Raw genomic sequence first — 24,491 nt, forward strand, 5'->3', positions numbered from 1 at the left:
CCGCGCCGCCCTCCGGTTTGCCCATGAACAAGTTCGCCAGAAAGTTATGGACGGAGCTTCAGCGCAAGCGCTCGCCGCTGGCTCTGGGTGGTGAACTGCACAGCGGCGACCTGCAGGGCCTGAGCCGGGAGTCAACAGAAGGCGGCCACCGCTGGTGGCCCATGGCTTCCGACCGTGATGGCGAGGTGCAGCTTGACGCCGAAGGCCGGGTCACCGAGGCCAATGCCATGGCCATGCGGCTACTGCACTGCCCGGTGTCCGATGTGGTCGGGCGCGACTTCTGGCAGATTGTTCCGGAAACCATTGCCGACCAGTTTCAGTTCGCCACCAACAAGGCGCTGGAAAAATCCCCGCGCCATTCCTTCGTGGCCAATGACGCACTGGCCGACAGCTGGGTGCAGTACACCATCCGGCGTCACCACGGCGGCTACAGCGTGACCCTGCGCGATGTGGCGTCGACCCAGACCCTGCTGCTGATGCTCAAGAGCAGCGAGCGTTTCAACGACCTGCTGTTCGACGCCAATCCCAACCCGATGTGGATTTTTGACGCCGAATCCCGCGCTGTGCTGGCAGCAAACCAGTCGGCGATTGATTTCTATGACATCCCGCGCCGCCGGTTCATCACGCTCGACATGGGCGCGCTGTTTACCGATGGCGAGGGGGCCGCGGTTTACCAGTCGCTGCACCTTGGCCAGCCCGGTGGTGACGTGCCGCCGCATCTGCGGCTGTGCAAGCAGCGCAAGGCCAACGGCGAGGTGGTGCTGGCCGAGCTGGCCTGGGGCCGCATCGACTGGAACGGCCATCAGGCGATTCTGGTGAGCCTGGCCGATGTGTCAGAGCGCCACCTGGCCGAGGTGTCGCTGCGGCGCACCAACGACTACCTGGAGCAGGCGCTTGCCGAGCGCGACGAGCAGCTCAAAAGCGCCATGCGCGATCTGGCCGCGTTCACCGACGCCGTCTCGAACGACCTGCTCGGCTCCTTGCACGTGGCCAACGGTTTTGCCGCCACGCTGGCTGAAAAATACGCGCCCGTACTCGATGCACAAGGCCGCCGTTATGTCGGCCGTATCCAGGCCAGCACGCGCCAGGTGGCCGTGATGGTGGAAGACCTGCGCATCTTCATCCAGATTCCGCAGCAGAGCATGCACCCCGAGATGCTGGAGCTGGGGCCGCTGTGCAACAGCATGGCCAACGACTTCCGCAAGCAAGACCCGGCGCGCAGCGTCACCTTCGAGATCGACACCGCGCTGCAAGTGCATGGCGACAAGCGCCTGATCTCGCTGGCGCTGACCTGCCTGCTGCGCAATGCATGGAAGTTCACCGCCCGCCGTGATGAAGCGTGGATCAAGGTGGGCGTGCAGCCCGGCCAGACGCCGGGCGAGACGGTGCTTTGCGTGTCGGACAACGGGGCCGGTTTCGATGCCGCTTACGCCGACCGCCTGTTCCAGCCCTTCCAGCGCCTGCATTCCTCGGCCGAGTTTCCCGGCAACGGCCTGGGGCTGGCCATCGTCAAGCGGGTGGCCGAGCGCCACAGTGGTCGCGTGTGGGCTGAAACGTCGGCGCAGGCGGGCACCAGTTTCTTCATGGCCCTGCCCGACAGCGTGGCGGCCGGGTCTGCAGAAGACACGCAGAAAATCATCACGCTCGACGACGATGACCCGGAGCGCACTCAGCCGGCGCCGCTGAGCGAGTGACAAGCGCTCTGGTGTCCCCCTAGCCGACCCGCTGACCGGCCCGCTGACCTTCCGCGTGGTGATCAGCCGCCGCTCGGACTGAACCGGTAAATGCCGTCCGCGCCCACGCACCGCTGCAGCTGGCCGTCGAACCACAGCAGGTGCAGGTGGGCAATCGCCTCGCCCATCGCAAACGTGGTCTGGTGCAGATCCAGCGGTCGCCGGAACATCACCGGCAGAATGTCGGCCGCGCTGCAGGGCTGCGCCGCGCAGGCCTGCATCACCTCGGCCAGCCGGTCGCGGTGGTGGTCGTGCAGCTGCTGGATGCGGGTGTGCAACCCGGTGAACGGCTTGCCGTGCGAGGGCAGCACCAGCGTGCTTTCAGGCAGCGGCAGAAACTTGTCGATGGAGGCGAGGAACAGGGCCAGTGAATTGGCTTCGGGCTCCTGCTCGTACACGCTCACATTGGTGGAAATGCGCGGCAGCACCATGTCGCCGCTGATCAGCACGCCGGCGTCTTCCGAATGCAGCGCGATGTGTTCCGGCGCATGGCCGTGGCCGCTGATGCAGCGCCAGGCCCGCCCGCCGATGGTGATGACCGAGCCGTCCATGATGCGGCAGTAGCTGGCGGGCACGGCGGGCACCATGCCGGCGTAGTAGCCGGTGCGTGCGCGGATTTTCTCCACCGAGTCCGGGTCGGTGAGCCCATGCATCGCAAAAAACCGCGCCGCCGCATCACCGCCAAAACCGGTGGTGCTTTGCGAGCCGAGGCGTGCCGACAGGTAATCGGTCGCACTCGCCCAAAGCCGGCACACATGGGTGGCGGTGGTCCAGCGCTCGCACAGCCAGTGCGCCAGACCGATGTGGTCCGGGTGCATGTGGGTCACCACCACGCGCAGGATGGGCAGGCCTTCCAGCTCGCGGGCAAACACCTGCTCCCATTGCGCCCTGGCCTCATCGCGGGTGATGCAGCAGTCCACCACCGTCCAGCCCTGCAGCATCTCGCCCGGGGTGGTCTGGCTGGGCATTTCGTCGCGCAGCAGCCAGAGGTTGATGTGGTCCAGCGCAAATGGCAGCGCCATGCGGAGCCACTTCACGCCGGGGGCGACTTCGATGGAGGCACCGGGTTCGGGCAGCACATCGCCCAGCGGGTAGTGGAGTTGTTGCTCAAGCAGGTTCATGGCATATTCACGGTATATTTGACGTTTACGTAAACGTCATGTTGACCGATTGTAGGGACGGCGTGCACGCGCTGCTGTCGCCACCTCGTCACTCCTGTTTTCCTGCCCATTTCCCTGTTCCTGACCTCCACCATGGCCACCACCTACACCATCAGCGATCTGGCAAAAGAGTTTGACCTGACCACGCGCGCCATGCGGTTCTATGAAGACATGGGCCTGCTGCAGCCCAAGCGCGAAGGCCCGGGCGGCCGCAACCGCGTGTACACCGCGCGCGACCGCACCCGGCTCAAGCTCACGCTGCGCGCCAAGCGGCTGGGGCTGTCACTGGTCGAGGCCAAGGAAATCATCGACTCCTACGACAGCCCGCGCGACACCGCGCCGCAGCTCAAGAAGTTTCTCGCCATCCTGACCGACCACCGCAAGAAGCTCGAAGCGCAGATGCTGGACCTGCAGGCCAACCTCGATGAAATCCGCACCCACGAGAAAGAAGCCAGGGCCCTGCTGGCTCGGACGGAAAAGGCAAAGTAGGCCATAATCCGTAATTGACGTTTACGTAAACGTCAATTCGTGGAATGGGTTGCGCCAGACTGCCAAGCCACTCTCTCCCCCATAGCTCTTCCCCATCGTTTTGTGCACGACCCGAGAAGCCCGACATGGACACTTCCTCTCCTGCTGACTCCACCGCTACCGAGCTGTATCAACGCATTGAAGCCAGCTTTGTGCGCCAGGGCCTGATGCAGCACCTCGGCGCCCGGCTGCTGCGCGTCGAGCCCGGCCTGTGCGAGATTGCTTTGCCGTACTCGGAGCGCGTGACGCAGCAACAGGGCGGCTTCCACGGCGGTGCCATGGGTGCGCTGGCCGACATTGCCGGTGGCTATGCGGCTCTCACGGTGGCGCCGGCTGATTCGGAAGTCACCACCGTTGAATACAAGATCAACTTCATGGCGGCCTTCCAGGGTGGCGAGCTGCGTGCCATCGGCCGCGTGGCCAAGGCCGGCAAGCGCATCATCGTGACCACCGCCGATGTGCGCCACGTCAGCGCCGACGGCAAGGAAAGCGCCTGCGCGCTGATGCAGCAGACCCTGGTGCCCGTACCCAAAACCTACTGAGACAGACAAGGACCTCTTATGACCAACCTGCCAGGCCTCAACTTCCAGCTCGGTGAAGACATCGACGCGCTGCGCGATGCGGTGCGCGACTTCGCCCAGGCCGAGATCGCGCCGCGCGCCGCCGAGATCGACCGCAGCGACCAGTTCCCGATGGACCTGTGGCAGAAGATGGGCAGCCTCGGCGTGCTCGGCATCACCGTGAGCGAGGAATACGGCGGCGCCGGCATGGGCTACCTCGCGCACATGATCGCGATGGAAGAGATCAGCCGCGCCTCAGCCAGCGTGGGCCTGAGCTACGGCGCGCACAGCAACCTGTGCGTGAACCAGATCAAGCGCAACGGCACCGAGGCCCAGCGCGCCAGGTACCTGCCCAAGCTGATCACCGGCGAACACGTGGGTGCCCTGGCCATGAGCGAGCCGGGTGCGGGCAGCGACGTCATCAGCATGAAGCTCAAAGCAGAATGGAAAGAGCCAAGTGCCTCGGGGGGCGGCTACTACCTGCTCAACGGCAGCAAGATGTGGATCACCAACGGGCCTGATGCCGACACGCTGGTGGTCTATGCCAAGACCGAACCCGAACTCGGCGCGCGTGGTGTGACGGCCTTCCTGATCGAAAAAGGCATGAAGGGCTTTTCAGTCGCGCAGAAGCTCGACAAGCTGGGCATGCGCGGCAGCCACACCGGCGAGCTGGTGTTTAACAACGTCGAGGTGCCCGCGCAGAACATTCTGGGTGGGCTCAACGGTGGCGCCAAGGTGCTGATGAGCGGCCTCGACTACGAGCGTGCGGTGCTGGCCGCCGGGCCGATTGGCATCATGCAGTCGGTGATGGACAACGTGGTGCCCTACATCCACGACCGCAAGCAGTTCGGTCAGAGTATTGGCGAGTTCCAGCTGATCCAGGGCAAGGTGGCCGACATGTACACCGTGCTGCAGGCCGGCCGCGCCTTCTGCTACACGGTGGGCAAAAACCTCGACCTGCTGGGCACCGACCACGTGCGCCAGGTCCGCAAGGACTGCGCCAGCGTGATCCTCTGGTGCGCCGAAAAAGCCACCTGGATGGCCGGCGAGGGCGTGCAGATCTTCGGCGGCAACGGCTACATCAATGAGTACCCGCTGGGCCGCCTGTGGCGCGATGCCAAGCTGTATGAAATTGGCGCCGGCACCAGCGAAATCCGCCGCATGCTGATCGGTCGTGAGCTGTTTGCCGAGACGATGTAGTCAGGGCTATGAAATCGACACAAGTGAAAATAGCGCCATGACTTCATCCATCCAAGACCTCTTCACCCACAACCGCGCCTGGGCTGCCCAGATGGAGCGCGAGCGGCCCGGTTTCTTCACCGGCCTCATCAAGCAGCAGACGCCCAAGTACATGTGGATCGGCTGCTCTGACAGCCGTGTGCCGGCCAACCAGATCACCGGGCTGGAGCCAGGCGAGGTGTTCGTGCACCGCAACGTCGCCAACGTGGTGGTGCACTCTGACCTCAATGCGTTGTCGGCCATCCAGTACGCGGTGGAGATGCTGAAGGTCGAGGACATCATGGTCGTCGGTCACTACGGCTGCGGCGGCGTGATGGCGGCGCTGCACGGCGCGCGCATCGGCTTGGCTGATAACTGGATTCGCCACATCCAGGATGTGCGCGACCGTCACCGCCCCGTGCTGGACGCACTCGCCCCCGAAAAGCGTGCCGATGCACTGGTGGAGCTGAACGTGATCGAGCAGGTGGTCAATGTCTGCGTCAGCACCGTGATGGTCGACGCCTGGGCCAAGGGCCAGAAGGTGCGCGTGCACGGCTGGGCCTTCGGCGTACACGACGGTCTGCTGCAGGACCTGAAGATGACGGTGGCCAGCACAGACGCCATCGAGCCGCTGTACCGCGCGGCCGTCGCCAGCGTGGTGGCGGCGCGGCGCTGACACCTGATCATGTTCCCGACCCGTCTTGACGCGCCTCAGGCTTACGACATAGCCAAGGCGATGATGGACGGCTTCAACCGCCACTACCAGCTGTTTCGCACCGAGTCGGCACGTGCCAAGCACCGCTTTGAAACTGCCGACTGGCACGGCCAGCAGCGCGCCCAGCGCGAACGCATCGAGTTCTACGACCTGCGGGTGCGCGAGGCCTTCACCCGGCTGGAACGCGAGTTCAGGGCCGGCGAGCAGACCATGGATGTGTGGCAACAGGTCAAGCTGCATTACATCGGGCTGCTGGTCAACCACCAGCAGCCCGAGCTGGCCGAGACCTTCTTCAACTCGGTGACCACGAAAATCCTGCACCGCAGCTATTTCCAGAACGACTTCATCTTCGTCCGCCCGGCCGTCAGCACCGAATTCATCGAGAACGACGAACCCACGGCCCAGCCCACCTACCGCGCCTACTACCCCAACCGCGACAACCTGCACGACACCGTGACGAGTGTGGTGCAGGGCTTTGATCTGCGGGTGCCGTTTGAAGACCTGCAGCGCGACGCCCGCTATGTGGTCGATGCCATGCGGGGCCGCTTTGACGACGTGAAACTGCGCGCCAACTTCCAGATCCACGTGCTCTGCAGCCTGTTCTTCCGAAACAAGGGCGCTTACGTTGTCGGCAAGATCATCAACGGCTTCAACGAAGTGCCGTTTGCGCTGCCCATACTGCATGGCAAACACGGCAAGCTGGTGATTGATGCCGCCCTGTTCGGTGAGGACGACCTGCTCATGCTGTTCAGCTTTGCGCGCGCCTACTTCATGGTCGATATGGGCATTCCGTCGGCCTATGTGCAGTTCCTTCGCAGCCTGATGCCGCGCAAGCCACGTGCCGAAATTTACAACGCGCTGGGCCTGGCCAAGCAGGGCAAGACGCTGTTCTACCGCGAGTTTCTGCACCACTTGCGTCACAGCACCGACCAGTTCCGCATTGCGCCCGGCATCAAGGGCATGGTGATGCTGGTGTTTGACCTGCCTTCGTTTCCCTATGTGTTCAAGGTCATCAAGGACCACTACCCGCCGCCGAAAGACACCACGCGCGAGCAGATCAAGGGCAAGTACCTGCTGGTCAAGCAACACGACCGTGTCGGCCGCATGGCCGACACGCAGGAGTACAGCGAGGTCGCCTTTCCGCGCGAGCGCTTTGACGACGAGCTGATTGCCGAGCTCGAAAAGTACGCGCCCAGCCAGCTGGAGATCAGCGACCGCGACGGCGATGGTCACACCGAAGTCATCATCAAGCATGTGTACATCGAGCGGCGCATGATCCCGCTCAACATCTACCTGCAGGAAGCCTTCGACGCCGGTGTGGACACGCCCGCCGCCCGCGACCAGATCGAGCGCGCCGTGGTCGAGTACGGCAACGCCATCAAGGACATGGTGGCCGCCAACATCTTCCCCGGCGACATGCTGTGGAAGAACTTCGGCATCACCCGCCACGGCAAGGTGGTGTTCTACGACTACGACGAGATCGAGTACATCACCGACTGCAACTTCCGCACCGTGCCGGCAGCGCGCAACGAGGAAGACGAGATGAGCGGCGAGATCTGGTATTCGGTCGGTCCCAAGGATGTCTTCCCCGAAACCTTCGGTCCCTTCCTGCTGGGCAACCACGCGGTGCGCGAAGTGTTCATGAAACACCACGCGGACCTGCTGGACGCCAGTTTCTGGAAGCGCCACCAGGAGCGCATCCGCGCCGGCCATGTGTACGACGTGTTTCCCTACGAGCGCAGCCGGCGCTTTGCCGCGCAGCATGCGGGCGAGACCCTGCAGTAGCCCACGCCCCATTCATCCACAACACCCATCCATTCCAACCCCTCTTTCAAGGAGCTCACCATGTCTACAACCCCCACTTCTGATTTCATCGTCATCCTCGGCGCCGCACGCACGCCCATGGGCAGCTTCCAGGGCGACTTCGCCAGCCTGTCGGCGCACGACCTGGGCGGTGCCGCCATCAAGGCTGCGGTGGAGCGCGCAGGTATCCCGGCTGACAAGGTCGATGAAGTTCTGTTCGGCAACTGCCTGATGGCCGGCCAGGGGCAGGCGCCCGCACGGCAGGCCGGCTTCAAGGGCGGGCTGCCCGCCAGCGCGGGCGCGGTCACGCTGTCGAAGATGTGCGGCTCCGGTATGGAAGCGACCATGCTCGCGCACGACCAGCTGATTGCCGGCAGCCGCGATGTGATGGTCGCTGGCGGCATGGAAAGCATGACCAACGCACCGCACCTGCTGCTCAAGGGCCGCAGCGGCATCCGCATTGGCCACGACCGCATCTATGACCACATGATGCTCGACGGCCTGGAAGACGCCTACGAACCCGGCCGTGCCATGGGAACCTTTGGCGAGCAGTGCGCCGACAAGTACAAGTTCACGCGCGAGGCACAAGACGCCTTCGCCACCACCAGCGTGAACCGCGCCAAGGCCGCCACCGAGTCTGGCGCATTCAAGGCCGAGATCACGCCGGTGACCGTCAAGGGCCGTGCGGGTGACACGGTGATCTCCATCGACGAAGGCCCGGGCAAGGTCAAGCTTGACAAGATCGCCACGCTCAAGCCGGCGTTCAAGAAAGACGGCACCATCACTGCCGCCTCCAGCTCGTCCATCAATGACGGCGCTGCCGCGCTGGTGCTCACCCGTGCATCGACAGCGCAAGCGCTGGGTGCCAAGCCCATCGCCCGCATCCTCGGCCACGCCACTTTTGCGCAGCAGCCCGAGTGGTTCACCACCGCCCCTGTGGGTGCGGTGAACAAGCTGCTCAAGAAGATCGGCTGGTCAGTGAAAGACGTGGACCTGTGGGAAGTCAACGAAGCCTTCGCCGTGGTGCCCATGGCCGCGATGACCGAGCTCGGCATCAGCCACGACATCGTCAACGTCAACGGCGGCGCCTGCGCGCTGGGCCACCCCATCGGCGCCAGCGGTGCCCGCATCATCGTCACGCTGCTGCATGCGCTGAAGGCGCGGGGGTTGAAGAAGGGCGTCGCTACGCTGTGTATCGGCGGCGGTGAAGGTACCGCGCTCGCGGTTGAGCTTCTGTAACTGCACCGCGGCAGCTTCACATGCGCAGCACCGTCCTCGTCATCGGCGCCTCCCGTGGCATCGGGCTCGAACTGGTGCGCCAGTACCGCGAGGCCGGTGCGCGCGTCATCGCCACGGCGCGGGACGAGGCAGGCCTGCAGCGCCTTCGCGCACTGGGTGCCGAGACGCTCACCCTCGATGTGGCCAGCCCGACCAGCGTCAGTGGTCTGGCCTGGCAACTCGATGGCGAGAAAATTGATATCGCCTGGTATGTGGCGGGCGTGATGGACCGCGCCGGCGCCACCACACCACCGACCCAGCCCGACTTTGACCGCGTCATGCACACCAACGTGCTGGGCGCCATGCAGACCATTCCGCAGGTGGCGCCGCTGGTCGAGGCAGCGGGTGGCACCTTCGCCTTCATCAGCAGTGCGATGGGCCAGATCGGCGGCGTGGAATCCAGCTTCAGCTGGGTGTACCGCACCAGCAAGGCCGCGCTGAACATGGCGGTGGCTGCCGCGCAGTCGGATTACCCCGGCGCCACGCTGGTTGCCATCTCGCCCGGCTGGGTCAAGACCGACATGGGCGGCGAGGGCGCACCACTCACGGTGCAGGCCAGCGTGGCCGCCATGCGCAAGACCATCGCTTCCATTCAACCGATTCAAAAGGGCGCGTTCCTGAATTACGACGGGCGCCCGTTCGACACCTGGTAACCCCATGCTGCTGACCCAAGACCAGACCATGATCCGCGACGCGGTGCGCGATTTTGCCCAGCAGGAGCTGTGGCCCCATGCCGCCCGCTGGGACAAGGAGCACCACTTTCCGGTCGAGGCCCACAAGGGCCTGGCCGCGTTGGGCGCCTACGGCATCTGCGTGCCCGAGGAGTTCGGCGGCGCCAACCTCGACTACCTCACGCTCGCACTGGTGCTGGAAGAAATCGCCGCCGGCGACGGTGGCACCAGCACCGCCATCAGCGTGACCAACTGCCCGGTCAATGCCATCCTCATGCGCTACGGTAACGTCCAGCAGAAGAAGCAGTGGCTCACGCCGCTGGCGCAGGGCCAGATGCTGGGCGCCTTCTGCCTGACCGAACCCCATGTGGGCAGCGATGCATCCGCACTGCGCACCAGCGCTGTTAAAGACGGCGACGCGTACATCATTAACGGCGTCAAGCAGTTCATCACCAGCGGCAAAAACGGGCAGGTGGCTATCGTCATCGCCGTGACTGACAAGGGTGCGGGCAAGAAAGGCATGAGCGCTTTCATCGTGCCCACCAGCACACCCGGCTATGTGGTGGCGCGGCTGGAAGACAAGCTTGGTCAGCATTCCAGCGACACGGCGCAGATCAACTTTGACAACTGCCGCATCCCCGCAGAGAACCTGATCGGCGCCGAAGGCGAGGGCTACCGTATCGCGCTCAGCGCTCTCGAAGGTGGCCGCATCGGCATCGCCGCGCAGAGTGTGGGCATGGCCCGCGCCGCGTTTGAAAGCGCGCTGGCTTACGCCAAAGAGCGGCACAGCTTCGGCACCGCCATCATCAATCACCAGGCGGTGGGTTTCCGGCTGGCTGATTGCGCCACGCAGCTCGAAGCGGCACGCCAGCTGATCTGGCACGCCGCCAGCCTGCGCGACGCCGGCCTGCCCTGCCTGAAAGAAGCCGCCATGGCCAAGCTGTTTGCCAGCGAGATGGCCGAGCAGATTTGTAGCGCCGCCATCCAGACGCTGGGCGGCTACGGCTATGTGAGCGACTTTCCAGTCGAGCGCATCTACCGTGATGTGCGTGTGTGCCAGATTTACGAAGGTACGTCGGATGTCCAAAAAATCATCATTCAACGCGGGCTATGAACGCACCCCTGTTGAGGCTCACTGCGTGTAGCCTCCTCCCCCCTTGCAGGGGGCGGGGCCTGCGGTCCGGCAAAGCCGGTACCGCGGCACCTGCTGGGTGATGAGGAAAGTGCCTACTGCCCACGACCCAGCAACCGCGAGAGAAGGCTGATCCTGCAAATGCCTCAGAACCAGACTCCAAAACCTTGTCCCTGCGGGCGTCTGGGTGCAGCGCGGCAGCCCTTGTCTTTTGCCAGCTGCTGCGGCCGGTACGTCGAACACTTTGCCGATGCGCCGGCGCCCGATGCCGAATCGCTGATGCGCTCGCGTTACGCCGCCTTTGTGCTGGAGCGCGCTGATTACCTGCTCGCCACCTGGCACGTCAGCCACCGCCCGGCCTCCGTTGAGTTTGAGCCGGGTGTGAAGTGGCTGGGGCTGGAGGTGCGCAGCCACCGGCCGATTGACGACACGCATGCCGAGGTCGAATTTGTTGCGCGCCAAAAGCCGATGGGTGGCCCCGCGGTGCGGTTGCACGAGCGCAGCCGCTTCGTGCGCGAGTCGGGCCGCTGGTATTACACAGAAGGTGAGCAGTTCCAATAGCGGTCCGGGCGGGGTTCTGCGTCTGGAGGGGCACTTTATTCATGCCGTTGGCATTCGCAGAAATCGCGCGAACAGGCTCTGGTTAAGATGACTGGCCCGCCATTGTCAGTATGTATGCATACCAACCGTTCTGGAATTGACAGCCTCTTCATGCCCCTGATACGGCATGGCCTCACCCGCCTGCTGTCTGGCCTGCTGTGTGTGTTGGCGATGGCGTTCACGGTAGGGGCGGGCGCCGCCCGCGCGTCCTCCAGCGCGCCGCCGGGCACTGACCCGGTGACCGCCTATCCTGCAGCCATGCAGGTGCTGGAAGGACTGTCCGCCGAGACCACCATCGAGCAAGTGGCGGCGCTCGACGCAGCGCTGTTCAAGCCTCTGGTCACCAGCAAACGCTACTCCATCAGCGTGACCACGCCGCTGTGGTTGCGCATGGCCGCACCTATGGCCACAGCAGATGGCGCCCCGTGGTTGCTGGAGTTCCCCACGGTCATCGTTGACCGCTACGAGTTTTACCAGCGCGACGCAGGCGGCGCGTGGTGCAGGCTCGTGGCTGGCGACTTCATCGCCCACAGCCAATGGCCCGCCGATTCACTGCGGCCCCGCTTCCCGCTCGCGGCCTCTGCGGCAGGTGCGCCGGCTGGCGACATTTATGTGCGCGTGGTGCACCGGCTGCCCGCCAACCTGAGCCCGCTACTGGTGCAGGCGGCCGAGGCCACCCGCCGCGACGTGGCCCAGATGCTCTGGGCGGGCCTGCAGGTGGGCGTGATCGCCGTGCTGGTCCTGTTTTGTGCACAGATGGCCCTGGCCTACCGTGACCGCAGCTACGCTTGGTATGCCGGCTATCTCTGGTTCACCGGGCTGGCCACGCTCTGCTACACCGGCGTAGCCCAGCGCTACCTGTGGCCGCAGGCCACCACCTTCGCCAGCCATGCCACCATCCTGACGGTGCTGTGCTCGCTGGTCTTCAACCTGCAGTTCACCCGGTCCATTTTTGGCGGTCTGCAGGGGCGCGGCTTTCATTGGGTCGCCCGCGGCCTGATCGCCGCCACCGTGCTGTACATCGGCATCAGCCCCTTTGTGGTCCAGTACGACCAGCTGGTGCCGGCCTTCTATTTGCTGATACTCGGTATCTTTGTATTCACGATTGCCTGCGCCTTCCGTGCATGGCGGCGCGGCGTGGCCTTTGGTGGTTATTGGCTGCTGGTGTATGTGCCTTACCTCGGTTGCGTCGCGTTGACGATGGCCGACAGCGGCGCGCTGCTCACGCTGCCCTGGTTGCCCAGCGCCACCCCGGTGGCCGCCGCCATGGTCGAGGCGGTCGCCATGATGCTGTGCCTCAATGCCTATGCCCGCCTGCGCCATGCCGAAACGGTGCGCGCCCAGGCCGCCAACGAGCACGACCCGCTGACCGGCTTCCTCAACCAGAAGACCTTCCGCGAACGCGCCACCCGCATCTGGCACGCTGCCGAGCGCCAGGGCAGCGATGTGGTGCTGGTCTATGTCACCGTCGAGCTGGCCGACCAGCACCACAGCGACACCATCGAGGCCGAGGCCATGCTGGCGCGCAGCGTGCGGCTGGTGCGAACCATCACGCGGCAGTTTGACCTGGTGGGCCGGATGGACCGCAACATGCTGGGCATCGTGATGGAAGGCCTGCAGCCCGGCGACGCACTGACAGCGCGGCTGTCGCGCCTGATCGCGCTCGGACTGATGCACAACACCGACGAACCGCTGGCGATCCCGCTGAACTTCACTGTGGCGGTGGGCAGCCGCCGTCAGTTCACGGGGGACTTCAGCAAGCTCGACGCCGCACTGCAGGCGCTGGTGCATGCCGACGACGGCAGCCGCCGCGCCATCCGTTTCCTGAATCCACCCAGCGCTGGCGTGACGATTCCCGTGCGTCGCTATGGCGAGATGCCCCGCCCCGCACCCGAGAACACCGTGCCCGTGCCACCCGCGCGGGGATAACATCCACCGCACGCCTTGCTCGTGACACTTGACGACAGCCACCCACGGCCAACCGGCCGCATTCTGAAAAGAGGCCACTCTTGTTGAAATATGACGCTGTGCTGTTTGACTGCGACGGCGTGCTCGTCGACAGCGAACCTATCACCAACGGCGTGCTGCGCGACATGCTTGAAGAGCGCGGCTGGAAGCTGAGTTCTGCCGACTGCATGCGCCTCTTCCTCGGCAAGGCCGTGAAAGACGAGGCTGCGCTGATCGAAGCCCACACCGGCAAGCCACTCACGGAAGAGTGGATGGTGCAGTTCCGCGAGCGGCGCAACCAGCGCCTCATCAGCGATGTGGCGCCTATCCCCGGCGCGGTGCAGGCCGTGGCGAAGATTCATGCGCTCTACGGCGGCCGCATCGCCTGCGCCTCGGGTGCAGACCGTTTCAAGGTCGAACTGCAGATGGACAAGTGCGGCCTCATGCCCTACTTCAAGGGCCATATCTTCAGCGGCCACGAGTTGCCCCGTTCCAAGCCCGCCCCGGACGTGTACCTGGCCGCTGCCGCCGCACTGGGCGTGGACCCGAAGCGCTGCGCCGTGGTCGAAGACACGGTGACCGGCGTCACCGCAGGCGTGGCGGCAGGTTGCACGGTGTTTGGCTACAGCCCGCCCGAGGCCGGGCACGATGCGCCGCAGGCCTTGCTGAAGACCGGTGCGGTACGGGTGTTCACGGCGATGCAGGATCTGCCGGCGCTGCTCGCCTGAATGCCGGGCCTGAAAGCCACTCCTTTAAGCCACTCCTTTAGTCATCATTTTTTGCACTTGTTTTTTGGCATCATCGCGCCATGCACATCAAGCAAGATGACCTGTCCGGCCCGGAGATTGCCGAACTGCTGGAGCAGCACCTCCAGAACATGTACCAGTGGTCTCCGCCTGAGTGCGTGTTTGCGCTGGACCTCGAAGCACTCAAGGCGCCCGAAATCACCTTCTGGACCATCTGGCGAGACGGCCAGTTGATGGGCTGCGGCGCCCTGAAGGAACTCAGCCCGGTGCACGGCGAAATCAAATCCATGCGGACGCCCTCCGCGCGCCGAGGCCGTGGTGCTGGTCGCCAAATGCTGGAGCACGTGGTCAAAGTGGCAACGCAGCGCGGGTACCAGTTGCTCAGCCTGGAGACAGGCAGCCAGCCCGGCTTTGAGCCGGCACGCAAGCTCTACGAAAGCCATGGCTTTGAATGCTGCGGCCCCTTCGGCAGTTACAAGGAAGACCCCTACAGCGTCTTTATGCAGTTGCGGCTCTCGGCCCCGGGCTGATCCGGCCACGCGGTAACCTTCTCACCGTTCACGGCGCAGTCCGAATCGCTCAGGGAAAAAGCCAGATAGCCACTTTGCCTGGTGTATCGCTACGTGATACAATGCACCGGTGATCAAATCGTTTCGCCACAGGGGGCTTCAGGCGTTCTTTGAGAGAGGTAGCAAGGCGGGCATACAGCCGCATCATGCTGAAAAACTCAATCGCCAACTTACCGCCTTGAATCAGGCGGCTGCCCCAGAGCAGATGGATATCCCGGGCTGGCGGCTTCATGCGCTGGCCGGTGGCATGAATGGCCATTGGTCTGTTTGGGTCAACGGGAACTGGCGGTTGACTTTTGCATTTGAGGGCCAAGACGCCATTCTGGTTGATTATCAGGATTACCACTAGCGATAGAAAGTTGATGAAATGACCATGCACAACCCCTCCCACCCCGGCTTGATCATTCGCGATGACGTACTGCCTGAACTTCAGCTCAGCGTGAACGAGGCCGCAGAGCAGTTGGGCGTGTCGCGCGTCACCTTGTCGCGTTTGATCAATGGCCGTTCCGCCCTCACCGCCGACATGGCACTTCGCGTCGGCAAGTGGATCGGCAATGGCCCCGAGATCTGGCTTCGCATGCAGGGCCAGTACGACCTTTGGCAAGCGAAGAAAAAAGGTGAACCGAAAGTGAAGAAGGCCAAGCGGCCTGCGGTAGCTCGTGCTGTTTCAGCATGAGGGGCTGAAAAACTGTAGATGCTCAGTGCCGTAGATCACGTTCAACGGGAGCACCCATATGGCCACTGATGCCAAAGTCAAAGGGCCGGCTTCGTACTTCCCCTCCATCGAAAAGACCTACGGCAAGCCGGTCAGCCACTGGTTCAAGCTGCTGGATTCGGTGCGCGACAAAAAGCATTCCGAACAGGTGGCTTTCCTCAAGACCAAACACCAACTGGGCCACGGCCACGGCCACGCCAATGCGCTGGTGGCCTATTACCGTACTCAGCAAGGCAGCTGAAGCTCACCAGCCTTCTGTGCCGGGCTCGCCCTTGAACGGCCCCACCAGCTCCGGCGTGATCCACCCGCCGTAAAAGCCGCCCGGCTGCGCGAGCACCTTCTCGCCATTCACTGTGCACTCCAGATGCGTCGGGTAAAACGCCACGCAGTCGGCCAGGGCTTCTGCGCCGGGCAAAGGCTGCGGGTAGCTCCACGCCACATGGGGCAGGCTCTGCCCGCCATTCACAAGTGACCAGTAGCTCGCCGGCCCCTTCCATTCACAGAACGAGCTGCCGCGCGCTGGCTGCAACAAGGCGCGGTTCACATCGCGCCATGGCAGGTAAAAGCTGGGCGGGTGCGCCGTCTCCAGCACCATCACTGCGCTGCGGGTGCGGGCCACTTCCACGCTGTTCCACGCAATCACTACTTCGCGTGTGTCCGCCACCAACTTGGGCGGCCGTGGAAAGTCCCACACCGACACCTGATCCGGTGCGGGCGTAATGGCAAACGGCGGCTGCGACTGACCGCGCCAGTTCCAGTGGGCGCGGGCAGATTCCAGCCAGGTGGGGGTTGTCGGCATGGTGGCGATGATTGGACAGGGTAGCGCGTAAAGCACGCGCCAGCCACCTGATTTTCAAGGGGTGCTGCCGCCAGATGGGACGGGCACCGGGCCTATGCCACAACGGCGGCCTGCACGGCTTCCACGTCAGCCGACTCGGGCCGGTTTGTCGAAAACAGGGACGCCCTTGAACCAGAAGCCGCATAGGCAACCCGCCCGCCGATCAGGTGGGCGACTACCGACGGCGCTCTGCCTGCAGGCGCCTGCACCAGCAAGACATCGGCGCGCTTTCCGGGCGCCAGCGTTCCGCGGTCGTGGAGCCCTGCGGCCTCCGCAGGGTTGGACGAGACCATCGCCCAGGCCTCTGGCAAGGTACACACGCCATCGTCGCTCAGGCGGAATGCGGCGGGAAGCATGGCGGGATAGTAGTAGTCCGACGTGAGAACCGTGCACAGGCCATCATGGGCCATCGCTGCGGCAGAAACATTATTCGGCTGGTGGCTGCCACCTCGAACGACGTTGGGTGCGCCAAAGACCACATGGTTGCCCAGTTTCCGCGCCAGTACCGCTGTCTCACGCGTCTTTGGAAACTCCGAGATACCGCAACCGATGGCCTGATACCACTGCCTCGTCTCCGGCGAGGGGTCGTCGTGCGAGGCCTGCGGAATACCCGCTGCCACCGCCGCTGCGGCCAGCCGGGCGATGGACGGGGCCACCTCTGCAGCACGCGCGCTCACGCGCTCCGCCAGCTCGCGCAGCGCGCCGAGCTCCAGTCCGCAGCGTTGCAGTACCGTCATGGAGTCCTTGGGATTCGTGAGCTTGCGCAAGATGTCTGGCGTGTGGTCATTGAATGCGAGCAGATCGATCTTTCCCGCGGCGAGCCAATCCAGTATCTCGGCCTCTGCATCCAGGTTGTAGGTTTCATGGCGCAGGTGCAGCCGTGTGTCGCACGCCAGATACCGGGCCGCGTTGGCCATCGCATCCATCATGCGCAACAGGGTATCCCTGCTGCGCAGGCCAGGTTCCCATGAATAAGTGACCCCGTGGTACGCGGTGGAAATGCCGTTACTCACCAGTTGCCGATCCGTGTCGGCCAACGCCAGCTGCAGATCGAAGTGCACGCCCGGGCGCGGCATGATCTGGCGCTCGAACGCGTCACCGTGCAGGTCGATGATCCCGGGCAACACATACAGCCCCGTCGCGTCAATGACATGGCCGCGTCCCGGCGCACTGCCTGTGTGCGAGATCAGGCTGTCCTCAACACACAGCTCTGTCTGGCAAAGGCCCTGGGGCAACAGAACATTGCCTCCGCAAATGGAAAAGCGGTCTGCGTTTGCCATGAATGAACAACCTTCGAATAAAAAGCACCCAAGGTAGGAGCTCAATGTGACAACTTCGCGACACGCCTTTCGCGGCGCGGTTTGCTGGGGCACCGTCACAATTTTCATCATTTCGTCATGTTGCGGCACCAATCTTTGGCTTTTAACCAACGCTGCCTGCGCAGTCTTAGCCATGAACCGAACCCGTCGCCTTTTCTCTGTCGCGTCCATCGCTGCGGTAGCAAGCCTGACCGCTCTGCCTTCCATCTCTGCCTACGCCCAGACCCAGACGCTGCGCCTCGCGGTGACCGACATCGTCGGCCTGGAAAACCTGCAGCGCGAGTACGCAGGTTTTCAGAAAATCCTCTCCGAGAAATCCGGCATGGCCGTCGAGCTGTTTCCCGTGCCCAACCGCACCGCAGCAGTCGAAGCACTCAACGCAAAGAAAGTTGATCTCGTCTTGACCGGGCCCGCCGAATACGTGGTGTTCAAGAAACGCACCGACGCGAAGCTGGTCGTTGGCTTCAGCCGCCCCGAGTATTACGGCTCTGTTGTGACCATGGTCGGCTCTGGTATCGATGGTGTCCAGGACCTCAAGGGCAAGAAGGTCGCGCTGGGAGACGTCGGCTCCACCTCACGTCACCTGTCACCCATCCAGGTTCTCGCCGACCTCGGGCTCAAGCCCGGCAAGGACATGCAGATCATGCACATCAACCGCAATGTCGCCGTCGAAGCCATGAAGCGCGGCGATGTGGCCGCAATCGGCATCAACCGCACTGATCTGCCCGGTCTTGCCAAGCGCTACCCCGATGTGGCGTTCAAGGTGATCGCGCGCGGTCGTGACCTGCCCAACGACGTGTTGCTGGCCGGAAAGCACGTCCCCGATGACGTTGTCGCAAAGATGAAAAAAGTGTTCAGCGACAACTCGGAAGCGCTCATCGCCGCAGTTCTGCTCGGACCGGACGATAACCAGAAGTTCCAGGGCATGAAGTTCATCCCAAGCATTGCTGACAAGGATTACGACTACATCCGCAGGATGTACGTCACCATCGGTCAGCCGCAGTACGCCGCTTTTGTCGGTGATTGAGCGTCTGTTCCGATCACACTTTTCAGGGGTCACCATGTCAAGCCAGTTCAGTCCGGCAGCGCCGTTTGTCGCTGCGCCGCCACTTGCCGGGCCGGTGCCGCGCACGCGGGAAATTGCCCCGGCAGATCTTGTGGTGCGCGGGCTGACCAAAAGCTACGACGGGCACACCCCCGTGCTGCGCGGGATCGACTTCGCAGTGGCCGCTGGTCAGCGCGTCGCCCTGATTGGCTCCAACGGTGCAGGCAAGTCCACACTGCTGCGCTGCTGCATGCACCTCATACGCCCCGATGCGGGAGAGGTGGATCTGTGTGGAACCCGGCTTGAGGGTCTGAGCGCGAACAGGCTTCGCGCGCTCCGCTCCCAGGTCGGTTTTGTATTCCAGAAACACAACCTCGTGCCACGGTTGTCGGCGCTGACGAATGTGTTGCACGGCGCGATCCCTCGTACGAGTTTCGGCCGTGCCTGGTTCCAGGGCCTCGCACCGGAGGCGCTGCGAAGTGAGGCCATGCACTGTCTGGAGCGCGTGGGGCTGACGCACGTGGCGCTTCGGCGGGCAGACAAGCTGTCAGGTGGACAGTCACAGCGCATCGCCATTGCCCGTGCGCTGATGCAAAGGCCCCGGCTCATCGTTGCCGATGAACCGGCCGCCAGCCTGGACCCGGTCGCGGGGGATGAAGTGATGTCGCTGTTTTCGCAGCTGGTGCGGGCAGAGGGATTGACCATGATTTTCACCTCGCATGACCTGACGCATGCCCTCAACTATGCAGACCGTATCGTGGCCCTTCGGGGTGGCGCTGTGGTGCTTGATGCGCCGTGCAGTGAGCTGGATGTGACGACATTGAGGGCCCTTTATGAGTAACGCCATTGACGCGCCGGGCCGCAGCAGCTTGCCCGACCGGTTTGATCGTATCGGCGCAGGGGCCTTCATGGCTTACCTGGTGGTTCTGGCCTTCTTCATCTGGTCGGTGAACAACACCGGCGTCTCCCTCACCGACCTGGTCGGCGGCTTCCCGCAGATGGGCCGGCTGATCGGTGAAATGCTTCCACCCTCCACCGCGCGGCTGGAGGCGGTCGGCTGGGCATTGCTGGAGACGTTCCAGATGGCATTTGTGGGTACGGTGGTCGGCGTGCTCCTGAGTGTGCCCATCGCGGTGCTGGCGACGCCTCATTTGTCGCCGCACCCGGTGCTGTATCACCTGGCGCGCAACCTGATTGCCTTCTTTCGTACCGTGCCAGACCTGGTGTGGGCGCTGCTCTTTGTCGTGTCGGTCGGTCTCGGGCCGTTTGCCGGAACGCTGGCCATCGTCATCGACAAGCTTGGCTTTTGTGGCCGCTTCTTTGCCGAAGCGATGGAAGAGACAGACCGGGGCCCCCAGGAAGCGCTGTCTGCCATGGGGTCAGGGCGCTTCTCCCTGATCATGTGCTCGGTGTTTCCGGCAGCCATGCCATCATTCATCAACACGTCATTGTTCAGCCTGGAGAAAGCCACGCGCTCGTCTGTCATTCTGGGCTTGGTGGGTGCTGGAGGCATCGGCATCGAGCTGAAGGTCGCCATGGACCTGTTCAACTACGACGAAGCGGCAACCATCATCCTGGCCATTTTTGCGCTGGTGGTTCTGGTTGAGCGAATGAGCTCAATGCTGCGCAAGAAAATGCTGTGAGGCTGCGCGACGCGCCGTGGATGCCCGGCATCTCGGCCAGACGCAGTTACTGGCGGGCGACCAGTAACTCGCCAGCCCTTTCCATTCACAGAGCGAGCTACCGCGCACTGACTGTAACAAGGCCCGGTTCACATCACGCGACGGTAACTAAAAGCTGAGTGGGTGCGCTGTTTTCAGCGCTATCACTGCGCTGCGGGAGGTAGCCACTTCCACGCCACCATAGGCAATCACCACTTCGCGTGAGTCGGGCACCAGCCGTGGCGGCCGGGAAAGTCCCACACCGACACTTGGCCCGGCCCGGGCGCAATGGCAAACGGCGGCAGCGACTGGCCGCGCCAGTTCCATTGGGCGCGGGCTGATTCGAGCCAGGTAGGGATGGTGGGCATGTCTGCGGTTTACTTGACAGGATCTCGGTATGAGGCGCCGCTACCTTGCGTAGCGGCTGGTGTCGGGTCGGAAGCGGACGTTGGCGAGAGACTGCTCCTGAGCTGTCAATTTAGATCGCCCGTAAGTTCTTGACTTACGCACCCCAATTTCTGCAGCTCGCCGAGCGCGGTAATCCGCCCTCGTTACCCGGATAGTGGCAGTATTGAGCGCACGAACGTCGCCTGCCGCCTCCTTGTACGCCAACTGCGCGGATGTCAGCCGTTAATCAACCGTTGCACGCAGAAGAACTGTCGTCTCTGTCTACAGGCACGCGCTAAGTAGTAATCGAATAGACTATCAAACATCCACGACACCATACAACTCTATTCGTTAAAGTGAAGCTGATATCCAACTGCAGCACTGAGTTGCGAACCGAAGCTGAGTGGGCTTTTCTGCGTCTCCACCTTGCCACAGTCACTTAGATATGTCCAGACCCAAAACAACAAACACGCGAAGCGACGAAGATGACGATCTCGTTGATGCCGAGGAGTCGGATGCAAGCGGGCTGGACCCAGAGGGAGACGAGGGGTCTGAGATCGAAGTCCCATTTGACCCGACAAAAATCGACATCATTGTCAAACCAATGACGATTGGTAGCCTTGAGACTCGACTTGAGAATATGGAGCTGGATCTCACGCCAGACTTCCAGCGACAAGCCAACGTCTGGAATGCAAAACGGAAAGCGCGACTCATCGAGTCCATTTTTCTTCGGATTCCGCTTCCGTCGTTCTACTTCAGCGAAGACGGAGAAGGCACTTATGCTGTCGTTGATGGACTCCAACGCCTGTGCGCAATCTTCCACTTCATGAAGCCGAAGGCACTAGCAGCCGCTACAGGAGTGAAGCTTCCCGCCTTGGAGCTTCGGGACCTTCAATACCTGAAAGAACTAAACGGCAAGACATTCGAAGAGTTGGATCGAAAGTTTCAGCGACGCATTTCGGAGCTGGAGATTACTGCCAACATCATTCGTGCGAATACCCCTCCAGCTGTAAAGTTCAACGTGTTTGCGCGCCTGAATCAAGGGGGTATGCCTCTAAACGCGCAGGAAATTCGAAATGCGATTTTCCCTGGGCAATGGCGCAAGAGGATTAAGACATTTGCCGAGTCCGACGCATTCACTAAGGCGACAGACGGTAAGGTTAGAACAGAGCGTCAGCAAGACGTTGAACTCGTACTTCGCTTCATCGCGCTATGGCAGCTGGGCAGGCCGTACGAGCGTCCCGCTAACCAGACGCTGGACGAGTTCCTAAACGCGGTCGTCGAGGAACAACTTTGCCAATGGACTGAAACAAAGTGGCAGGAGGCGGAGAGGGCCTTTATCCATGCAATCGATGCGGCGCGATCGGTCTTCGGTAAACACGCCTTTCGCAAGAGCATTTCGGGACAGCGACGCTTGCCAATCAATCGGGGCTTATTTGAAGCGCAACTTGTTGTATGCGGACTGCTTAAACCAGAGAATCTTGAGAAAGTTCAAGCAAGGCGCAGTCTAGTCGAGCAGAAGTTTGCCGATGCTCTGACTTACGATGATGACTTCATCCAGTCTCTCTTGTACGCAACTGGTTCAGCCAACGCATCCAACACTAGGATCAAGACATTGATCGTCATCATGCGCGAGGTTATCGATGCTGAATCACCTGCAGCTTAAGAACTTCAAATCGGCCAAGAATCTTGGCGTTGAACTTCGTTCGCTGACTGTTCTGGCCGGCTTAAATGGCTCGGGCAAGAGCTCGGTTCTTCAGGCGCTTGGTCTTGTGAAGCAGACCCTTGATCAAGGAGAATCTCCTTCTACACTCCCGCTTCGTGGAGCTCTTGTGCGTCTAGGCCGAAGCGAAGATGTTCACTTCGAGGGGGCAGACTCGTCGGAGTTGACACTAGTAGTTGGCTCGTCGGCGGGTCGTGTGCGATTTTCGAGTGGCGCCAAAGATGAGGCGGACACCCTGGATCTTTATGTCGAAGGAGACAGCGCATCCTTGAGACAGCAACTCAACAGATGGTTCCAGTTCATCCAGGCAGACCGGATGACTCCAGCTGCCCAGTACGACCAGGCGAGTACGCCTGATCAGCAGCGTGGGTGGCTTGGCTGTCGAGGTGAGTTCACTGTTGACTACCTCCAAAGGAATGAGGGTAAGCGAGTCGCAGACCGTAGGCATTGCCCAGGAGATGTGTTTGGGCTTGATTCGGCGCTCCTCAAACTAATTGCGCCTACGGCGAAGCTTGCTGATCAAACCGCAGCGTGGATGCAGATGCTCAGCCCTGGAGTGCGCTTGCGTGCAATCCCGGTGGACCTTGCCGATGCGACGTCCCTTCGATTCCAATATACGAGCACTGAGATTTCATCCGGCACCAGAGAACATCGCCCTAGCAATGTTGGATTTGGCCTTACCTACAGCCTTCCAATCATCGTTGCATGCTTGGCCGCAGATCAAGGAGGACTCCTGCTCTTGGAGAACCCCGAAGCACATCTCCATCCGCGAGGGCAGGCTGCCCTTGGGCGGCTCCTGGCGATGTGTTGTGCAGACGGGGTACAGATCATTGTCGAGACACACAGCGACCATCTGTTGAATGGAATCCGGGTCGCCGTGAAGCAGCAAGCGATTGATGCCGAGAACGTTGCGTTGCACTACTTCAAGCGCGATGTGCGCAGCGGTGAAAGCAATGTTGAATCCCCGAGGATTCTTCCCGATGGGCAATTGGATCGCTGGCCAGACGGATTCTTCGACCAATGGGACAAGAGTCTCGACGCCCTTTTGGACTAGATACTGAGACCGTGGCAGAACGAACGCTCCTCCTGCATTGGAACGAGATATCTGTTCCCGAAGATGCAACGCCTGAAGATCTGGAACGAAACGCAGCGTGGTCTGAACTTGCGCGGAGCGCCTTCGAGTCTTTCTTTCGCGCCCAGAAGGCAAGGCCCGATGTCCGTCTATCTTTTTCCAGAGGTGTGTTCCACGGCCATGTCGCGGGTAGGCCGTTCCAAGGCTGGCTGGAGCATTGGTTAGGGAAAGAGCGAGTACAGAAGTTGAAAGCGCGAGCTGTGCAGCCATTTCATTATGCGCCAGTGCCCGTCGAACAACTTGATTGCGAGTTATCAGTGCGGGGACGCTCTGGCGAGGGAATCACTCGCGCCCATCTAGCGGAATCATGGGCGTGGAGTCTCGGCGTTCCGGAAACGGGAGCAGCTGGGGACGCGATTTTTGCAGACAAGATGACAATCGACGGCGATGGCACAACCCAGGTAGCTGTACGTAACCTTGCAACTGCACCTCATGGTGAACGGTGGGCGCAAGAGTTGGTCGAGTGGGGCTTGCACCCGTCAGCCAATCACACGATTGCTGAATTTGACGGGCTTCGCATCATCATGTATCCGCTTGATCACGGCTATGCGCATGTTCATGTGCGTGCTTGTAATGAGCCATCGCTCAACGCAAAGTACCGTGTGGACAAGTTTGAGCCGTTGACAGATATGAATCCGCCAGGGCTCGATACATTAATGGAATCGTGGATCGTTAAACATCGTGAATTACTACTTCAATCATGGCTTCGCTGCCAAGCGGGCAAACTTCCGCTCCAGCTCTAGAGAGCCAGGCTATGGCGGTCCTACATGAGCTCAGGGACGTCAGTGGGTCGTTCTACAGCGATCGCGCAGATCGCCGTACCGGCACATTAGAAATGCTCGCTAGGTCGCTAAAAGTCTGAATCTGCCGCGCGCCAATCAGATCACCGCCATCGCTGTATTTCTGTCCTCACCCTAACCGAAACACTGCGAACGACGTATGGCAGCTTTAAGGCAGTGATTCTGATGAGTTAAATTTCCGTTACGTCTCGGAAGCAGACGTTGATGTTCC

26 protein-coding genes are annotated in these 24,491 nt (G+C 62.1%); 22 read left to right on the plus strand and 4 right to left on the minus strand.

Going from position 1 to position 24,491, the window contains the following annotated elements:
- The first annotated feature begins 23 nt into the window (after window positions 1-23).
- Window positions 24-1,694 (plus strand): ATP-binding protein, encoded by a 1,671-nt coding sequence (locus AAG793_RS11825; RefSeq protein WP_341908489.1) that lies wholly within the window; start codon window positions 24-26, stop codon window positions 1,692-1,694.
- A gap of 62 nt (window positions 1,695-1,756) precedes the next feature.
- Here the strand turns inward: AAG793_RS11825 and AAG793_RS11830 are convergent, their stop codons facing one another.
- Window positions 1,757-2,854, minus strand: a complete 1,098-nt coding sequence (locus tag AAG793_RS11830) for an MBL fold metallo-hydrolase (protein ID WP_341908490.1) — start codon at window positions 2,852-2,854, stop codon at window positions 1,757-1,759.
- A 132-nt stretch (window positions 2,855-2,986) separates the two neighbouring features.
- Here AAG793_RS11830 and AAG793_RS11835 point away from each other — a divergent pair, with 132 nt between their 5' ends.
- The 15 genes from AAG793_RS11835 to AAG793_RS11905 all read left to right on the plus strand — a co-directional run bounded on the left by AAG793_RS11835 (window position 2,987) and on the right by AAG793_RS11905 (window position 15,616).
- Window positions 2,987-3,382 (plus strand): MerR family DNA-binding transcriptional regulator, encoded by a 396-nt coding sequence (locus AAG793_RS11835; RefSeq protein WP_341908491.1) that lies wholly within the window; start codon window positions 2,987-2,989, stop codon window positions 3,380-3,382.
- A 125-nt stretch (window positions 3,383-3,507) separates the two neighbouring features.
- Window positions 3,508-3,963: a PaaI family thioesterase gene (locus tag AAG793_RS11840; RefSeq protein ID WP_341908492.1), complete on the plus strand. Its 456-nt coding sequence runs from the start codon at window positions 3,508-3,510 to the stop codon at window positions 3,961-3,963.
- Between the two features lie 18 nt (window positions 3,964-3,981).
- Window positions 3,982-5,181 carry an isovaleryl-CoA dehydrogenase gene (locus AAG793_RS11845; protein WP_341908493.1) on the plus strand — a complete coding sequence of 400 codons (1,200 nt, stop codon included), beginning with the start codon at window positions 3,982-3,984 and terminating at the stop codon, window positions 5,179-5,181.
- 37 nt (window positions 5,182-5,218) lie between these two features.
- Window positions 5,219-5,875, plus strand: a complete 657-nt coding sequence (gene can / locus AAG793_RS11850) for a carbonate dehydratase (protein WP_341908494.1) — start codon at window positions 5,219-5,221, stop codon at window positions 5,873-5,875.
- A gap of 9 nt (window positions 5,876-5,884) precedes the next feature.
- The gene (gene aceK, locus AAG793_RS11855; RefSeq protein ID WP_341908495.1) at window positions 5,885-7,699 is read left to right on the plus strand and encodes a bifunctional isocitrate dehydrogenase kinase/phosphatase; all 1,815 of its coding nucleotides are present in this window, start codon (window positions 5,885-5,887) and stop codon (window positions 7,697-7,699) included.
- A 60-nt stretch (window positions 7,700-7,759) separates the two neighbouring features.
- Window positions 7,760-8,956 (plus strand): acetyl-CoA C-acyltransferase, encoded by a 1,197-nt coding sequence (locus AAG793_RS11860; protein ID WP_341908496.1) that lies wholly within the window; start codon window positions 7,760-7,762, stop codon window positions 8,954-8,956.
- A 20-nt stretch (window positions 8,957-8,976) separates the two neighbouring features.
- The gene (locus tag AAG793_RS11865; RefSeq protein ID WP_341908497.1) at window positions 8,977-9,648 is read left to right on the plus strand and encodes an SDR family oxidoreductase; all 672 of its coding nucleotides are present in this window, start codon (window positions 8,977-8,979) and stop codon (window positions 9,646-9,648) included.
- A gap of 4 nt (window positions 9,649-9,652) precedes the next feature.
- Window positions 9,653-10,780 (plus strand): acyl-CoA dehydrogenase family protein, encoded by a 1,128-nt coding sequence (locus tag AAG793_RS11870; RefSeq protein ID WP_341908498.1) that lies wholly within the window; start codon window positions 9,653-9,655, stop codon window positions 10,778-10,780.
- Window positions 10,781-10,939: 159 nt separating this feature from the next.
- Complete coding sequence (locus AAG793_RS11875) at window positions 10,940-11,359, plus strand: YchJ family metal-binding protein (protein WP_341908499.1); 420 nt, start codon at window positions 10,940-10,942, stop codon at window positions 11,357-11,359.
- Between the two features lie 150 nt (window positions 11,360-11,509).
- Complete coding sequence (locus AAG793_RS11880) at window positions 11,510-13,327, plus strand: 7TM diverse intracellular signaling domain-containing protein (RefSeq protein ID WP_341908500.1); 1,818 nt, start codon at window positions 11,510-11,512, stop codon at window positions 13,325-13,327.
- A gap of 83 nt (window positions 13,328-13,410) precedes the next feature.
- Window positions 13,411-14,073, plus strand: coding sequence for an HAD family phosphatase (locus AAG793_RS11885; RefSeq protein ID WP_341908678.1), 663 nt, complete (start codon window positions 13,411-13,413; stop codon window positions 14,071-14,073).
- An 80-nt stretch (window positions 14,074-14,153) separates the two neighbouring features.
- Entirely contained in the window at window positions 14,154-14,621 is a 468-nt protein-coding gene (locus AAG793_RS11890) for a GNAT family N-acetyltransferase (protein ID WP_341908501.1), read from the plus strand.
- Window positions 14,622-14,730: 109 nt separating this feature from the next.
- Window positions 14,731-15,009, plus strand: coding sequence for a type II toxin-antitoxin system RelE/ParE family toxin (locus tag AAG793_RS11895; protein WP_341908502.1), 279 nt, complete (start codon window positions 14,731-14,733; stop codon window positions 15,007-15,009).
- A gap of 24 nt (window positions 15,010-15,033) precedes the next feature.
- Entirely contained in the window at window positions 15,034-15,336 is a 303-nt protein-coding gene (locus AAG793_RS11900; protein ID WP_341908503.1) for a HigA family addiction module antitoxin, read from the plus strand.
- A gap of 58 nt (window positions 15,337-15,394) precedes the next feature.
- Entirely contained in the window at window positions 15,395-15,616 is a 222-nt protein-coding gene (locus AAG793_RS11905; RefSeq protein ID WP_341908504.1) for a DUF4287 domain-containing protein, read from the plus strand.
- A gap of 3 nt (window positions 15,617-15,619) precedes the next feature.
- Here AAG793_RS11905 and AAG793_RS11910 read toward each other — a convergent pair whose 3' ends face one another.
- Entirely contained in the window at window positions 15,620-16,174 is a 555-nt protein-coding gene (locus AAG793_RS11910) for a DUF427 domain-containing protein (protein ID WP_341908505.1), read from the minus strand.
- Between the two features lie 92 nt (window positions 16,175-16,266).
- Entirely contained in the window at window positions 16,267-17,493 is a 1,227-nt protein-coding gene (locus tag AAG793_RS11915; RefSeq protein WP_341908506.1) for an alpha-D-ribose 1-methylphosphonate 5-triphosphate diphosphatase, read from the minus strand.
- A 172-nt stretch (window positions 17,494-17,665) separates the two neighbouring features.
- On the opposite strand from AAG793_RS11915, the gene AAG793_RS11920 reads away from it, so the two are divergent.
- Genes AAG793_RS11920 through phnE form a run of 3 tightly spaced genes read left to right on the plus strand, consistent with a single transcriptional unit; the run spans window position 17,666 to window position 20,220 of the window.
- Window positions 17,666-18,559, plus strand: coding sequence for a PhnD/SsuA/transferrin family substrate-binding protein (locus AAG793_RS11920; protein ID WP_341908507.1), 894 nt, complete (start codon window positions 17,666-17,668; stop codon window positions 18,557-18,559).
- Window positions 18,560-18,593: 34 nt separating this feature from the next.
- The gene (locus tag AAG793_RS11925) at window positions 18,594-19,418 is read left to right on the plus strand and encodes a phosphonate ABC transporter ATP-binding protein (protein ID WP_341908508.1); all 825 of its coding nucleotides are present in this window, start codon (window positions 18,594-18,596) and stop codon (window positions 19,416-19,418) included.
- On the plus strand, window positions 19,411-20,220 hold the full coding sequence (gene phnE / locus AAG793_RS11930; RefSeq protein WP_341908509.1) for a phosphonate ABC transporter, permease protein PhnE: 810 nt from the start codon (window positions 19,411-19,413) through the stop codon (window positions 20,218-20,220). The genes AAG793_RS11925 and phnE overlap by 8 nt, the downstream gene beginning before the upstream one ends.
- Window positions 20,221-20,447: 227 nt before the next feature.
- Here phnE and AAG793_RS11935 read toward each other — a convergent pair whose 3' ends face one another.
- Window positions 20,448-20,606, minus strand: coding sequence for a hypothetical protein (locus AAG793_RS11935; protein WP_341908510.1), 159 nt, complete (start codon window positions 20,604-20,606; stop codon window positions 20,448-20,450).
- Between the two features lie 464 nt (window positions 20,607-21,070).
- On the opposite strand from AAG793_RS11935, the gene AAG793_RS11940 reads away from it, so the two are divergent.
- The 3 genes from AAG793_RS11940 to AAG793_RS11950 are packed head-to-tail and all read left to right on the plus strand — an operon-like array spanning window position 21,071 to window position 24,223.
- A complete protein-coding gene (locus tag AAG793_RS11940) occupies window positions 21,071-22,291 on the plus strand; it encodes a DUF262 domain-containing protein (RefSeq protein ID WP_341908511.1) in 1,221 nt (406 codons plus the stop codon).
- Window positions 22,269-23,402 (plus strand): DUF3696 domain-containing protein, encoded by a 1,134-nt coding sequence (locus AAG793_RS11945; RefSeq protein WP_341908512.1) that lies wholly within the window; start codon window positions 22,269-22,271, stop codon window positions 23,400-23,402. Before AAG793_RS11940 ends, AAG793_RS11945 begins: the two co-directional genes overlap by 23 nt.
- A gap of 11 nt (window positions 23,403-23,413) precedes the next feature.
- A complete protein-coding gene (locus tag AAG793_RS11950; RefSeq protein ID WP_341908513.1) occupies window positions 23,414-24,223 on the plus strand; it encodes a hypothetical protein in 810 nt (269 codons plus the stop codon).
- Window positions 24,224-24,491 lie beyond the last annotated feature (268 nt).

The sequence above is a fragment of the Polaromonas sp. YR568 genome, from assembly GCF_943372955.1.
Lineage (GTDB): Bacteria > Pseudomonadota > Gammaproteobacteria > Burkholderiales > Burkholderiaceae_C > Polaromonas.